The organism is Pseudomonas sp. LBUM1673, assembly GCF_059695645.1.
The window spans coordinates 2,621,944-2,636,507 of sequence record NZ_CP166780.1 but is presented as its reverse complement, the minus strand read 5'-3'; the positions used below and the strand labels follow the sequence as shown (position 1 = coordinate 2,636,507).

Here is a 14,564-nt window from a genome sequence, read left to right as displayed (position 1 = left end):
CTGGTAGCCCAACGATCAGTGTCACTTAAGGTTGGTTTGGAAGAACGAGGTCAGCTTGGCAAACGGGATAAGATCGACCCGATCATAGAGATCCACGTGGCCCGCACCTGGAATGATGACAAGCTCTTTGGGTTGACCAGCCAGTCGATAGGCCTCTTCACTGAACTCACGCGAGTGAGCATTTTCACCGGCGATGAACAGCATTGGGCGCGGCGAGATCGTCTCGATATCGTTGAACGGATAGAAGTTCATGAACTTGGCGTTGCTGGTCAGCGTCGGGTGAGTGGTCAGTAACGCTGACTGGCCTTTGGGGGTGAATTCACCGCGTGGAGTGCGGTAGAAATCGTAGAACTCGCGCTCGATAGCGTTGGATTTTTCCGTCAGCACATGGACAGTTCCGCTGGTGTACTTGGTTTCGCCACCGGTGAACTCGACAAAACGCTGCTCGGCAGCAGCGGCGATAGCTTGCTTCCTCTGCTCGACCGTGACGGAATGCTTCAAGCCGTTTCGGTTGGCCGCTCCCATGTCATACATGCTGACCGTGGCAATGGCCTTCATCCGAGGGTCGATCTTGGCAGCGCTGATGACGAAGCTCCCGCTACCACAAATGCCCAGGACACCAATCCGGTTCCGATCAACGAATGTCTGTGTGCCGAGGTAATCCACGGCTGCACTGAAGTCTTCAGCATAGATTTCTGGCGAAACCGCGTTGCGCGGTTGCCCATCACTTTCGCCCCAGAACGACAGATCGATGGCAAGGGCGACGAAACCTTGCTCCGCCAGTTTCTGGGCATAGAGGTTCGAACTCTGCTCTTTGACCGCGCCCATGGGATGGCCAACGATGATCGCTGCGCTTTTGCTACCGGGCTTCAAATCTTTAGGGGCAAACAGATTCCCTACAGTTTTCATCTGGTACTGATTTTTGAAGGTCACCTTCTGCATCGTGACCTTCTCACTTTTGAAAAAATTTTCAGCTCCGTTAGACATGTCTGCTCCCAGTGCGGAGAGCGACGCCATCAGAAGGCCGAGCAAGATAACGAGTTTTCTCATGAAGTGCTCCCATCAGTGAATAGTTGCTGATCAACCTGGTTGCTGGGTCTGGATCAGCGAGTGGTATGAGCCATGCCTGTGACTCCAGGTGAGGCTTGCCCTATTCTCTGGGAATACGTCGCGCTTGATAATCTAATGAAAGCTTGTTGTAGTTATAAGTACGGCTAATCAATATAGATAGGCAGGCTTCGATGCCACGACATAATCTGAACGACCTTCTGGCCTTTGTGACGGTCGCCAGGGAAGGCAGCTTTACCCGAGCGGCTGCCCACTTGGGTGTCACGCAGTCCGCGCTGAGCCAGACTGTTTCCGGGCTTGAAAAGCGGCTGAAGATTCGTCTACTTACGCGCACCACTCGTAGCGTTTCGCCGACCAGCGCCGGTGAACGCCTGATGCAAGCCATTGGTCATCGTTTCGACGAGATCGAGGCCGAGCTGGATGCTTTGACTGAGCTCCGTGACAAGCCTGCAGGCACGGTGCGCATTACCTGCGGTGATTTTGTTCTGAAGACAATCCTCCTTCCGCGGCTCACGCCTTTGCTCCTTGAATACCCCGATATCAAGGTTGAGTTTGATATCAACTATGGCTTCCGAGACATCGTTGCTGACCGCTTCGATGCGGGCATCAGATTTGGCGACACCGTCGATAAAGATATGATCGCCGTTCCAATCGGACCCGAGGTACGGATGGCTACAGTGGCATCGCCATCATATTTCGCACGCAACCGCGTGCCAAAGAAGCCGCAGGATCTGGTGAATCACAGCTGTATCGACATACGCTATCCAACCCTTGGCGGACTTGATGCTTGGGAATTCGAAAAGCGCGGTCGCAAGGTCAACGTGCGTGTCGTTGGCCAGGTCATTGTGAACACAAGCGCACACGTCCCGGCTGCGGCAGTGAACGGCTTAGGCATCGCCTATTTACCGGAAGAAGAATTTGCCCCGCACATTGAGGATGGCCGCTTGGTACGGGTTCTAGAAGACTGGTGCCCTTTGTTCTCGGGTTATCACCTGTACTACCCAAGCCGTCGTTTGCCAACTCCGGCCTTTACGCTTGTTCTGAATGCTCTTCGAGGTGAGGCTTTCTTTTAACGCAGCGCATGGGATGGAGGGTTGCTTTGGATCGAATGCGGTGACCGCCACAATCCCATCAAGATGCCGCTTGAACAACAACCACGAGACACGCCAAGGCATGTCTCGTGATTTCGGTTAAGTCGACGTCTGGTGTTTGAACACTACAGTTACCGGGCGCTGTCGATGATTTGGCCTCCGTCAGGCGTGAGGCTGTATCCCGTCAAGAACTGCGCATCCTTGCTGGCGAGAAACAACACCACCGGCGCAATATCCTCTTCCGGTGATCCATAACGGCCAAGTACGTTAGTGGGTGCCGGCACATCGACCGCAGTTCCCCAAGTGTCAGCGACCGGCATGACATTGTTGACAGTGATCTTGTCAGCGCCCCACTCCCTGGCCGCCGAGCGAGTCAAGGCACGTACCGCCTCCTTTGCCATGTTGTAAGGCGCGTAGCCCTGCATGCCGATAACACCGGCCAGGGAAGCGAAGTTGATAACCCTGCCCTCACCGCTGGCTTTGAGATGGGGATAGCACGCCTGCATCGTTCGCAGATAAGCAATCGGTCCCATTTCAAAATTACGTTGCAACTGCTCGGCGGATAGCTCGACCACCGATGAAAAAACCACAGAGGGATCGAAAGCATTGTTCACCAGAATGTCGATCCGTCCATAGGCAGCTATCACCTTGTCGACAGCGGCAGTAATTTGATCAGGATCAGCGATATCGCAAACGATTCCAAGGGCGACGCCACCCGCGGCCTGGATATCAGCAACCACCTGATCGACATTTTCAGCCGTGCGCGAAACGATCGCGACTTTCGCGCCCTGCACCGCGAAAAGCTTGGCGGTGGCTCGGCCGATACCACGACCGGCGCCGGTGACAATGGCCACTTTTCCACTGAGTCGAGTCATATGGACCTCCATTATTTGAGAGTCGTTTGGATGACCGCCGCCGGCGGTGCATAAGGCGACGGAGATTCGCGAACGGCGTTTTGTGTCATGAAGGAGGCGACCAAGAGGATGAGTCCTACGACCGCCGGGATAGAGCCTTTGGGTTTGCGAACACCCAGGTGTGCTAAAGCGGAGAGCAACAGGTGATAAAACATGCCGGCATAGGCAAGATCACTGAGTGCCATGTTGAAGCGCCACAAAATCGCGGCGGGCCCCAGTACCTTGACCACGATCATCAAAGGCACAAGGTGGGAGGCTGAATAGCCCAACTTCGCTTGCGCGTTTCGAACATAGTCTCCTTTGGCGATGTACAGGGAGGCAGAAGCGAAATAGAGCAGCGACAACAGCGTCGTGCTGATCCAATAAACATAGTTTTCGATCATCAGGTTTTCCTAAGCAGGTATTGTTACGTCAACTTAGGGCAAAGATGTCGCCTAACATGAAAACCCACAAGTAGGATGAAAAAGTGGTGCTTAGTATGGAAAACCAGACTAATGATGACGATAAGATCAACATGCACGAGGAAATGCGGCGTGCATTTTCGCTGCTTTCAGGCAAGTGGAAGCTGGAAATCATGTGGCTGCTAAACCAGCGAATCTACCGCTTTGGGGAACTGCGCAAGGCGATCAACGGCATCACGCAACATATGCTGACGGCGCAACTTCGGGAGCTTGAGAACGATGGCCTGATCTCGCGAACGGTCTTCGCGGAAGTGCCCCCGCGTGTTGAATATGAAATGACAGCAAAAGCACGTGCACTCGGGCCGACGATGGAGGCTCTCTCGACATGGTGGAACGAATACGGGAAAAGCGTGCCGGTGAAGCCAGCCTCACGTGGCCGCAAAGCAAAAAGCACTTAAGCGGGTCAGGGACCGATTTGAGTCGATCTTTGCGCAGTCTGGAAGGCTGCAATGGGTTGTGGATTCAACCGGCGGGATGATCGAGGCCGGCCCAAAAGCGGACGCCCTGATTAGCGATCAGGTTGGTATCTACAAATCGGTAGGTGAACTCCATTGGGTTGGCAGTAAGTCCCTTCTGCTGCATGTGTTTGGAATAGGAATCCCAGAACCTTTTCTCAACGCAATGCGCGCCTTAGGGTCTGGCCCCCAACGACCACTCGGCGCGCATCACTCTTCGTTTCGGATATGGACAACTAGCCATTGTAATCGAAGGGTTTAGTTCCATAGAAAGAATGGATTTCTGTGGCCCAAGACTCGTCAGCCATATTAGGCCAGCTGTCCTTGTCAAAACCTGGTGCACTTTCCAAGCGTTCTTTCTCTACGTTGAGTACGAAGCGCTTGTTTACTGTATCCAGTGTCAATGCATTCCAGGGTACTGCAAACAGTTTTTCTCCCATGCCAAGAAATCCACCAAAGGACAGAACGGCATAACTCACTCTTCCGCTGCGAACATCCAGCATGATTTCCTTAATATCCCCCAAGTCTTCTTCATTATGGTTATAAACATCATTTCCAATGAGTGTGTCTGCCCCCATCAGGTCGGGGCCAGGCCCCTGTTCCTCAGCGCTGGTATCTCGCAGGAGGTTGGTTTTGTATATGCCATAGGTATCTCGATCTACGTAGTTCATTGCAATCTCCTATCAGCAATCGCCAATCAATCAAAAATGTTACACACCGCCTTGATGGGTGTACTAGTGGGAGTCCTCCGCTTTTGAAAAAGTCGAATTTTTTTTCGGCATGACGACGAATGGCAAATTTGAAATAAAAATAACTTATCAGCCTTTAATTAGATTGCTATCCATTCGTGATGTTTTGTGTTGTTTTTATATATAAGCATTCACTACGTGTGATATCACACATGCCTGGAAGCTACGTCTTGGCTTGCATACAACCTCATAAATATGAAAATTAATTTTGGTCGCTACTGCAACCGAGTACGGTCAGCGATGCGAACTAATTGAATGATCGTCCATATAAGGAAATCCAGTAAAATCCGAAGCTGGGCATAAAATTGACAAGCGAATGTCTTTTTCTGGCCGATCTCTTCCTGTCGCGACCGGTTGGTTTGGGTCGGCTGCTGCCTTTCATCACAGCGACTATAAGCAGCCGAATACTGCATTATCTGAATGGGTAACGATGCGAATCAGAGGAGTCATCTTTTCATTGGTTATTCTTTTAGGTTTCTTCCTTCAACATAGAAAGCAAGTCTGAAAACGAGTCAGCCACATAAAATATTCCCTCTTGCACTTCTAACTCATGAAAATAGAAAACCACTTTGGGGGATAGGGGGTTTTCAGAGTAATCAAAACACAGGTAATCGCCGCCGCCGCCCACGACAATAGGCAGATAGTAATTTGGTAGCTGATGGTAATTTCGCAACGAAAATAGAGCTGTAACGATATTCTCAGCACTGTGTAAAGGGTCAAGAGTCAAAAGCATGCCGAAGCCGATACCCCATGTTTTTCCACCAACCTCAATATCCAGTTTTCGGTCTTTCGGCTGTCCACCATGATAGCGTTTTACGCACTCAACGTAATCTTTAGGCAGCGTGAAACGGATAACTTTTTCGATGCCAGCAATCAAATCATCGGACAACGGCTCATGATCACCTGAATAAACATCCCACTCCATCAGCGAACCTCCTTTTAACTATTATCGGGCGACATTACCAGTGAAGCATATTGCCAACACTTTCATATTCACACTAAATATACCTTTTGTTGCATAACATTCAGAGCGATGTTCAATCATTTTTGAATGACCGCTTCTGGCCGATTTCTGCCTGTCACGACTGACGGAAATCAACTGTGGATTCAACCGGTCGATGCAACACAACTAAATTCTGTGAAGCAGAAGGAGTGTTGCAGATGAAGCAGAGACCTCGGATCTATTACACCGAAAGCCAGAAAAAACTGATGTGGGATCACTGGCAGAAAGGCGACTCTCTCCAGCACATCGCCCAACTATTTGATCGAAACCATTCATCGATACAGCGCATCTTGGCGGAAACAGGCGGTATCAGACCCGCTGTACGCCGCAGGTCCAGATTGGCGCTGACGTTGGCTGAGCGCGAAGAGATTTCGCGTGCAGTGGTGGCAGGTAACTCGATCCGTTCCATGGCCGCGCTGCTAGGGCGAGCAGCCTCTACGATCAGTCGTGAGATCAGACGCAACGGTGGCCAAGGATGCTACCGGGCTAATCGAGCTGATCAGGCTGCCTGGGATCGCGCACATCGACCTAAGGTCTGCAAACTTGTTGAGAACCGAACGGTGGCGCAAATTGTTGCAGACAAGCTTCAATTGCAGTGGTCACCGGAACAAATTGCCGGTTGGTTGAAGCGTACCTACCCGGACGATACGAGCTATCAGGTGTCACACGAGACGATCTATCGCACGCTCTTCATACAGGCTCGCGGGGCTCTGAAGAAGGAGTTGCTTGAGCATTTACGGCGCACGCGGGCCATGCGTCGCTCGCGCCATCACACGCAAAAGAAAGAAAATCACGGTCGAATCACTGACGCGGTATCGATCCGCGAACGCCCGGCCGCGGCGAAGGATCGGGCGGTGCCAGGTCACTGGGAAGGCGACCTGCTGTGCGGTAGCAGGAACAGCCAAATTGCCACTCTTGTTGAGCGTCATACCCGCTAGGTAATGCTGGTGAAATTGGACGGTAAGGATAGCGAGACAGTCATCAGCGCCCTGATCGAAAACGCCCGTAACTTACCCCAAGAACTCTACAAATCGCTGACGTGGGATCGCGGCAAAGAGATGGCTGACCATAAGCGCTTTACGGTGGCTACCGACATAAAGGTCTACTTCTGCGATCCCCATCGTCCTTGGCAACGGGGATCGAATGAGAACACCAACGGGTTGTTAAGGCAGTACTTCCCGAAAGGAACCGACCTTGCGGATCACTCGCAAGTGTAGTGGTCAACTAATCCCGGACACGACGTTAAGTTTTTCTTCGGCCCGAGCTGGCGCCAGCCCGCCGTTGAATTGATGGGGGCGAACCCAGTTGTACCGATGCATCAAGAAGTGGCTGATATCGCGCTGGGCTTCTTGAGCCGTTCTGTAACCCGTGGCCGGTATCCATTCCGTTTTCAAGCTGCGGAACACGCGCTCCATTGGCGCGTTGTCCCAGCAATTCCCCCGGCGACTCATGCTCTGGCGCATGCGATAACGCCACAATCGCTGGCGAAATAAACGACTCGCATACTGCGACCCTTGATCCGAGTGAAACAGCAGACCCTGAGGCCTTCCTCGTTGCTCGTAAGCCATATCCAGCGCCTTGATAACCAGCTCGGCGTCCGGCTTCTCCGACAACGCCCAGCCCACCACCCGGCGCGCGCAAAGATCCAGCACGACCGCCAGATAGTGCCATTTCCCCTGGGCCCAAATGTAGGTGATGTCGCCGCACCACACCTGGTTGGCTGCCGGGACATCGAACTCCCGATTCAAGATGTTCGGGATATCCAACCGTTCGACTGTCGCTCGTTTATAGGCATGAGAACCTGGCTGTTTGCTCACGAGCTCAAGCTCACGCATCAAGCTGCGCACTTTGAACCGACCGAGTTGCTCACCATCGTCACGCATCAACGAGAGAATGCTACGGCTGCCGGCAGCGCTGCGACTTTGTGAAAACAACTCGCTCACCCGACTGCGCAGCCGAAGCCGTTCGACATCAGGCATTCGGCGCTTGAGGCGGTGGGCGTAATAACTTGATCGATTGATCTCAAACACTTTGCACAGCCAATCAATCGGCTCATGGACACTAAGCTGTTTGATCAGCGCGTACGCTCGTGATCTTCCGACATCAAGAGCGCGGTAGCCTTTTTAATATCGATTTTTCCCGTTCAAGGCGGGCGATCCGGGCTTCCAACTCCTGAATTTTTTGCTGTTCCGGGGTCAGCGCTTTGCTTTGCAGGGTGACGCCTTGGCGTTCCTTCTGAACCTGCTCAACCCAGCGGCGTAGCGCCGACTCGCCGACGCCGAGTGAACGGCTGGCTTCGATGTAGCTGTAGTTTTGCTTGAGCACGAGGTCGGCAGCCTCGCGTTTGAATTCAGCAGAAAAGGAACGGCGTTGTTTGGTCATCTGACACCTCGATCTGGCGAGCATTCTCGCCTAAATGGGTGTCCGGTTTCATTAGACCACTACACTGCCCCTAACTCCGCTGATCAGCAGCGGCCCAGACCTAGGCAACAGGCATGAAAAGGATATCGATAGCGCTTATTCGCGGCTGCCTGCGTGGCAGCACCCTGATGTTGCTGGCTGCCCTGGCCGGCGGCGTGCAGGCTGCCGACAGCCAGTCGCTGACCCGCGCCATTAACTCCCTGATGGGCGCCCAGGTGCAAGGAGTGGCCGATGTCAACAACACCCAATCCTGGCGCGCCATTCCTTATGCGGCGCCGCCGCTGGATGATCTGCGCTGGCGTGCACCGCGCGACCCGGCGGGCTGGAGCGGCGTCCGCGACGCCAGCCAGTTCTCCAGCATCTGTTCGCAATTGGGCAGCTTCTTCGGCGCGCCGAATCCCGCCACCTTCGGTCAGCCCATCGGCTCGGAGGATTGCCTGTACCTCAACGTCTGGCGGCCGAAGAGCACGGAAAGCAACCTGCCGGTGCTGTTCTGGATTCACGGCGGCTCCAACCTCAAGGGCGCCGCTTCCGAGTTGCTGTATAACGGCGCCAATTTCGCCCGTAACGCCAACGCCATCGTGGTGTCGGTTAACTACCGGGTCGGCAGTCTGGGCTGGCTGTACAACAGCGCCCTGCAGGATGGCGATGCCCTGGATAATTCCGGCAACTTCCTCACCCTGGACCTGATCAAGGGCCTGGAGTGGGTGCGCGACAATATCGGCCAGTTTGGCGGCAACCCCAATAGCGTCACCATCGCTGGGCAGTCGGCCGGTTGCATCAACGCCTGGGGCCTGTTGCAGTCGCCGCTGGCGGAGGCCTTGGTTGACCGCATGATCTGCATGTCGGGCCTGCCCAATGCCTACCCGACCTCACTGGGCCAGCTGCAGTCCAACGCCATGCTCGACCAGTTGCTGATCGAGAAGGGCTACGCCGGCGACAAGCTGCAGGCGGCCGCGTTTCGCCAGAAGCAGAGTGCCAGCTGGATTCGCGCCTTTCTGCGCGGCCTGCCGGCGGCAGACATAGTGCGGCACACGCCGTCGCCGGTGGTGATGGGCCACTTTACCGACGGCACGGTGATCCCCTGGGCCGGTTACGCCGACCTGATCACCGGCGGCTACAACCAGGTGCCGATGATTCTGGGCACCACCAAGGATGAGGGCAGCTATTTCGCCGGTGAACTGCTGGGCTACTTCAAGCCGAATCACGCGCAGATGTGGGATATGGTCAACAACCAGAACCCGGCCAACCTGAGCATCACCGATGTGGTCAAACCGGAGCTCTACCCGAGCTACCGCCCGGTGCACCGCGCCCTCAGCCTGGGTATAGACCTGACGGTGGACAATATCTGCCGCTATCTGCGCCTGCTGCAGGGCAATATCTACCGCTACAACTTCGACTGGGACGATGCCCCGGCACCCTGGAAGGAGGCCTTCGGCGCGGTGCATGGCATGGACATCCCCTTTATGTTCGGCAACTTCCCGCTGGCGCCGCAGCAGGACCTGATGCGCTTTATGAGCAGCAGCGCCACCCAGAGTCAGCGCACGGCGCTGTCCGACAAGTTCACCCAGTACCTGGCCCAGTTCATGCGCACCGGCAACCCCAACAAGGCGTCTGACGGCTTGCCCGACTGGCCCGACTGGTCGAATTTCTGGCTCTACCAGAAGCGCCTGATTCTGGATAACGGCGTCCGCAGCAGCTTGCACAACCTCTGGTTGTCGGACGTCAACGCGGCGCTGGATCAGCTCGGCACCGATGATCGGCAGAAGGTGCTGGAATTCCTGGAAAATCGGCAAGTGCGGCTGGAGGATGCCAACTAACCCTAGGCGCGAGCGCGCGCAGTAGACGGAGCCCGTTGGGCTCCGTTTTTGAACAATCGGGGAGAACAATCGACACCAATGCCCCGGCATCAGACGGTCTTCAATCTCCGGCGGGCGCACGTGGATGCTGACCATCTAGGGAATCTGGCCGCGCCGATCCACGCCGCCAGAACGCGGTCTGCGCGTCGTCTTGCTTTGGCGCAGGCAGATGATCAGCTCCTTACGCAGCTCGCCGACCGGCAAGGCATAGATCGCGTTATAGATCGTCTCGCGACAGACGTAGGCATCTCTGAGGCTGGGAATGTTCATGCTGCGCAGCTTGCCGGCAATCTGCTCGGGAGACAAACGCTCACGCAGCATATGGGCCACCAACTCGAAGCGCTCGCTACCCGGCAACAGCTTTCACATCGGTCGACAAACCTGGCGGCGGGCGTGCATCTGCTGCTGGGCTACGCGGGCCGAGTAGCCACCGCAGGCATCTCGATTGCGGCGCAGCTCCCGGCTGATGGTCGGTATGCGTCCGGCCATCACGCCTTGCGTAACTAAACCGGTTGCCACTTATGCGGCAGCAGCTCCGCAATATCACTCGCCCGTTGCGTCGGCAGGCGCGTGAGAACATCCTTCAGATAGGCATACGGATCATGACCATTCAGTCGCGCCGACTGGATCAAACTCATGATCGCCGCCGCCCGTTTGCCGCTGCGCAGCGAACCAGCAAAGAGCCAGTTCTTGCGCCCCAACGCCCACGGTCGGGTTTGGTTCTCGCACCAATTATTGTCAATGGGAACGGCCCCGTCATCAAGGTAGCGCGACAGCGCTGCCCAGCGTTTCAGGCTGTAATCCAGCGCTCTACTAATAGCCGAGCCTTCAGGCACGAGATCGCGCTGGGCGATCATCCAGGCATGCAGCGCATCCATCACCGGTACGGCTTTTTCCTGCCGTATTCGGCGTCGTAAATCCGGCTCCAGGTCGCGGATCTCACTTTCGATTTCGTACAGCAGTTGGATATAGCGCAGCGCCTGCTCGGCGAGCATGCTCTTGTTGGTGGCGTGCAGTTCGAAGAACTTGCGCCGGGCATGTGCCATGCAACCGATCTCGGTCACGCCGAGTTCGAAGCTGGCCTTGTAACCGCCAAAATCATCACAGACCAGCTTGCCTTTCCAGTCTTGCAGGAAGTTGCGAGCATGCTCACCGGCGCGGCTGGGGCTGAAGTCGTAAACGACCGCTGCCGTTTCGCAGAACTGGCTGTCCTTCCGTAGACCTGAGGCTTTAGCCAGATCATCGGCGGTAACCGATGTTTGGCGCTTTGTGTGCGAGAGATCGATTGCAGCCAACAACGACCGCTTAGGGTCGATTTCGGCCAGTCGTAACAGGCAGAAAACGGCCAGAAGCGATCGTTCGACCAAGGGTCAATGCGGTTGACGGGGCGGCGTTTGATGTCCGCATTTCGGCCATACGCCCGTCGGCGCGCTCGCCTATTGACCCTGATTCAAGAGATTGATAGGGTTGCCTCTCTTTCAAAACGCCCTCCCGGTTCGCCGGGAGGGCGTTTTCGTTTTGGTTCCCCCAACCACAAAGGAACCATGAAATGAAAGCACCCGTTGAAATCAGCTTCGGAGCTGACACCACCTTAGGGTATGTGCAGTACGGCAATGGCCCCACTCACGTGCTGGTCATGCATGACTGGCTGGGCGACCACTCCAGCTACGACGCCGTCATGCCCTGTCTTGACGGCCACGCGTTTACCTATGTTTTCGTTGATGTGCGTGGCTACGGGCAATCCATTGAATTGGCTGGCGAATTTACGGTAGAGGAGATTTCCTCCGATTGCCTCATGCTCGCCGACCAGCTCGGTTGGACGCGCTTCCACGTGGTCGGCCATTCGATGACCGGGATGATCACGCAACGTATTGCTGCGGACGCCCCGTCTCGCGTCGCGAGCGCGATAGCGGTGTGTCCCGTTTCTGCCGCTGGCAATCGGTTGAGTCCAGAGGCTCTGGCGTTCTTTGCCAGCACGATAGAAGACGACGAGGCCCTTCGGCGTCTGTTCAAATTCGTGACCGGAGGTCTCTCCGATGGGTGGGTTGATCTCAAGGTCCAACAAAGCCGCGACACGGTCTCACCTGCCTGCCGGGCGAGGTACCTCGAAATGCTGATCACAGCAAATTTTGTTGATGACGTTCGAGGCCTTGAAACACCGTATTTGGTTATTGTCGGCGACAAGGATCCCGGACTTGATTCCGCGGCTATGGCGCGCACCTTTCTGGCGTGGCATCCGAACGCAGAACTGCACGTTATCCCCAACTGCGGTCATTACCCGATGCAGGAGTGCCCGCCTTATTTCGCAACCGTTATCGAGGGTTTCCTGAAACGCAACACCGGTTGACCTGAATGGCGGAAGCCAAGCTGCACGCGGACATATTCGGGCCCAGGCCCGGATTGTCCGCAACGGGTCCAGGCTGTGTGAAAACGCATGCACCGTTTTGAAGTCTGCGTTGCTACGTAAAATCTGCCAGCGTTTGATTAGTCAGCCAGACCTGAAATTTGCGTAGGAACGCGACTTTCGTTTCGACTCTGACTGTCAAACTTGCTCTAAAACGTTTTTACACACTCTGGGCCAATTTCAGCCATTGCTGACGGGCAACTATGGGTCGCCGGTCGTGACCACGTAGCGTGTACGTCAAGTTCGATGCAAATGTCTGGTGAGGGCGAATACAAACGGGTGGCCAAGTCTATGCAATTATCCAGATGGCCCTTGAGCGTCTTCTCGTAACCTGACTCAACTGTCACCCCCGTCAAGGCGGCACCAATCCGTGAATCGCTTGGCGGGCTCCCCGTAGTCTCTCAGTTACCCCAATAGACTTTATTATCTAATTCCAGCACCACATAGGCCTGGCCGTCCTCTTCGCCTTCGGCGATCTGCCGGTAGCCCTGGCTCAGCGTCTGCTCAATGGCTGCCTGATTGCTGACCTGGATCTGCTTGTACGCCGGCCATTTGCGCCATTGCACCCCGTAGATCTCGCCCAGATCGTCGTCACCCTAGCGGAACGGGTTAGCCAGCCACTGGGCGTTTTCGTTGGCGTTCTGGTCCCAGATCTTGCAGCCCAGGGCACGGAATTCAGCAGCGTTGTTCACGCCACGAAGGAAAGCGACCATCTCGCCGATGGCCGATTTGAAGACCATTTTGCGGGTGGTCATCGCCGGGAAACCTTCCTTCAGATCAAAGCGCAGCATGGCGCCGGGAAAACTGATGGTGTTCACGCCAGTACGGTTGGCCTGCTTGGTGCCGTTCTTGATGATGTGGGCGACCAGCTCGAGATATTGCTTCATGAGTTACCTGTGTCCTTTGAATGCAGGGTGCGAGCCCTGCCATTCGAATTTAAAGCGCGGCGCTTTTGCTCGCCGGAGCGCGGTTATACGCCAGCCAGATCAAGACCAGGCCGCCGATGATCATCGGCAGGCACAGCACCTGACCCATGGTCAGCCAGTTCCACGCCAGATAGCCGAGCTGGGCGTCGGGTACCCGGACGAACTCGACGATGAAGCGGAAGATTCCGTAGAACAACGCGAACATCCCGGACACCGCCATGGTCGGCCGCGGTTTGCGCGAGAATAGCCAGAGGATAGCGAACAGCGCGACGCCTTCCAGTGCGAACTGGTACAGCTGCGACGGGTGACGCGCCAGTTGCAACTCATCGGTTGGGAAAACCATCGCCCAAGGCACGTCAGTCGCCTTGCCCCACAGCTCGGCATTGATGAAGTTGCCAATACGCCCGGCACCCAGGCCAATCGGCACCATCGGCGCGACGAAGTCCATCAGCTCGAAGAACGACTTGCCGTTGCGCTTGCCGAACCACCAGGCCGCCAGCATGACCCCGATAAAGCCGCCGTGGAACGACATACCCCTTTTCCACACTTCGAGGATCAGGGTCGGATTGGCCAGATAGGTATGCAAATCGTAGAACAGCACATAACCCAGTCGACCGCCGAGAATAACCCCCATCGACATCCAGAAGATCATGTCGGAGAGTTTCTCCTTGGTCCAGGTCGGGTCGAAACGGTTCATCCGGCGCGACGCCAGCAGCCAGGCACCACCGATACCGACCAGGTACATCAGGCCGTACCAGTGGATTTTCAGTGGGCCAATGGCCAGGGCCACCGGGTCAATCTGCGGGTAAGGCAGCATTGCGACTCCTCGTTAGATCAGCAAACTCGAAATTCCAGGCCGGACCCTGTCAGACCTGGATTAAGCCAATATTGCGACGCGCTGTCAGAGCAGGAAATTCAAAGCTTAGCTATCTACCGTGTTAACCCGGATTCTGTCCATTTACCTGATGCGATATCAGTTTTCAGACTGGAGGGTGGGGAAGACCGGATTGAGGTGCGCGCGCTGATTGAGTGGCTTGCAGATGAATTACGTAATGAAAGCTAACAGATCAATTCCCCTGTTTATGACGTTTGAGTAACGACCGCTATTGGCCGATTTCTGCCTGTCGTGAGCGGCTGAAAACGACCCTTTACGGTCGTTCACTGCTGGCAGCTACCAGCCATCGTCCATGAACGACTGGTTCCTGTTGCGCGA

At 55.4% G+C, this 14,564-nt stretch carries 11 protein-coding genes and 4 pseudogenes; 5 read left to right on the top strand and 10 right to left on the bottom strand.

What is annotated here, in order from left to right; all coding sequences use genetic code 11:
• Positions 1-21: 21 nt before the first annotated feature.
• Entirely contained in the window at positions 22-1,050 is a 1,029-nt protein-coding gene (locus tag ACA044_RS12025) for an alpha/beta hydrolase (protein ID WP_497446533.1), read from the bottom strand.
• A 191-nt stretch (positions 1,051-1,241) separates the two neighbouring features.
• Here ACA044_RS12025 and ACA044_RS12020 point away from each other — a divergent pair, with 191 nt between their 5' ends.
• Entirely contained in the window at positions 1,242-2,141 is a 900-nt protein-coding gene (locus tag ACA044_RS12020; protein ID WP_497446532.1) for a LysR family transcriptional regulator, read from the top strand.
• 149 nt (positions 2,142-2,290) lie between these two features.
• Here the strand turns inward: ACA044_RS12020 and ACA044_RS12015 are convergent, their stop codons facing one another.
• Together ACA044_RS12015 and ACA044_RS12010 are read right to left on the bottom strand one after the other, a co-directional pair.
• Positions 2,291-3,034: an SDR family NAD(P)-dependent oxidoreductase gene (locus tag ACA044_RS12015; RefSeq protein ID WP_497446531.1), complete on the bottom strand. Its 744-nt coding sequence runs from the start codon at positions 3,032-3,034 to the stop codon at positions 2,291-2,293.
• A gap of 11 nt (positions 3,035-3,045) precedes the next feature.
• Positions 3,046-3,456 carry a DoxX family protein gene (locus ACA044_RS12010; protein WP_497446530.1) on the bottom strand — a complete coding sequence of 137 codons (411 nt, stop codon included), beginning with the start codon at positions 3,454-3,456 and terminating at the stop codon, positions 3,046-3,048.
• Between the two features lie 95 nt (positions 3,457-3,551).
• Between ACA044_RS12010 and ACA044_RS12005 the strand changes: the two genes are divergently transcribed.
• Positions 3,552-3,932, top strand: coding sequence for a winged helix-turn-helix transcriptional regulator (locus ACA044_RS12005; protein WP_497446529.1), 381 nt, complete (start codon positions 3,552-3,554; stop codon positions 3,930-3,932).
• Between the two features lie 293 nt (positions 3,933-4,225).
• Here ACA044_RS12005 and ACA044_RS12000 read toward each other — a convergent pair whose 3' ends face one another.
• Both ACA044_RS12000 and ACA044_RS11995 read right to left on the bottom strand, forming a co-directional pair.
• Positions 4,226-4,660, bottom strand: a complete 435-nt coding sequence (locus tag ACA044_RS12000) for a PRC-barrel domain-containing protein (RefSeq protein ID WP_497446528.1) — start codon at positions 4,658-4,660, stop codon at positions 4,226-4,228.
• Positions 4,661-5,207: 547 nt separating this feature from the next.
• The gene (locus ACA044_RS11995) at positions 5,208-5,663 is read right to left on the bottom strand and encodes an SMI1/KNR4 family protein (protein WP_497446527.1); all 456 of its coding nucleotides are present in this window, start codon (positions 5,661-5,663) and stop codon (positions 5,208-5,210) included.
• 236 nt (positions 5,664-5,899) lie between these two features.
• Between ACA044_RS11995 and ACA044_RS11990 the strand changes: the two are divergent.
• Positions 5,900-6,952: pseudogene (locus ACA044_RS11990) on the top strand (IS30 family transposase); the annotation flags it as partial.
• Positions 6,953-6,961: 9 nt separating this feature from the next.
• On the opposite strand, the gene ACA044_RS11985 reads toward ACA044_RS11990, so the two are convergent.
• A protein-coding gene (locus ACA044_RS11985; RefSeq protein ID WP_497446526.1) for an IS3 family transposase occupies positions 6,962-8,123 on the bottom strand; the annotation gives its coding sequence in 2 pieces (ribosomal slippage) (positions 6,962-7,865 and positions 7,864-8,123; 1,164 coding nt in all).
• Positions 8,124-8,236: 113 nt separating this feature from the next.
• Here ACA044_RS11985 and ACA044_RS11980 point away from each other — a divergent pair.
• Complete coding sequence (locus tag ACA044_RS11980) at positions 8,237-9,982, top strand: carboxylesterase/lipase family protein (RefSeq protein ID WP_497446525.1); 1,746 nt, start codon at positions 8,237-8,239, stop codon at positions 9,980-9,982.
• Positions 9,983-10,057: 75 nt separating this feature from the next.
• Here ACA044_RS11980 and ACA044_RS11975 read toward each other — a convergent pair.
• Positions 10,058-10,492 (bottom strand): annotated as a pseudogene (locus ACA044_RS11975) (IS30 family transposase); the annotation flags it as partial.
• A 32-nt stretch (positions 10,493-10,524) separates the two neighbouring features.
• Positions 10,525-11,229 (bottom strand): annotated as a pseudogene (tnpC, locus tag ACA044_RS11970) (IS66 family transposase); the annotation flags it as partial.
• A gap of 341 nt (positions 11,230-11,570) precedes the next feature.
• On the opposite strand from tnpC, the gene ACA044_RS11965 reads away from it, so the two are divergent.
• Positions 11,571-12,368 (top strand): alpha/beta fold hydrolase, encoded by a 798-nt coding sequence (locus ACA044_RS11965; protein ID WP_497446524.1) that lies wholly within the window; start codon positions 11,571-11,573, stop codon positions 12,366-12,368.
• Between the two features lie 491 nt (positions 12,369-12,859).
• Here ACA044_RS11965 and ACA044_RS11960 read toward each other — a convergent pair.
• A pseudogene (locus tag ACA044_RS11960) lies at positions 12,860-13,312 on the bottom strand (thymidylate synthase); the annotation flags it as partial.
• A 49-nt stretch (positions 13,313-13,361) separates the two neighbouring features.
• Positions 13,362-14,168, bottom strand: coding sequence for a prolipoprotein diacylglyceryl transferase (gene lgt, locus ACA044_RS11955; protein ID WP_497446523.1), 807 nt, complete (start codon positions 14,166-14,168; stop codon positions 13,362-13,364).
• Positions 14,169-14,564 lie beyond the last annotated feature (396 nt).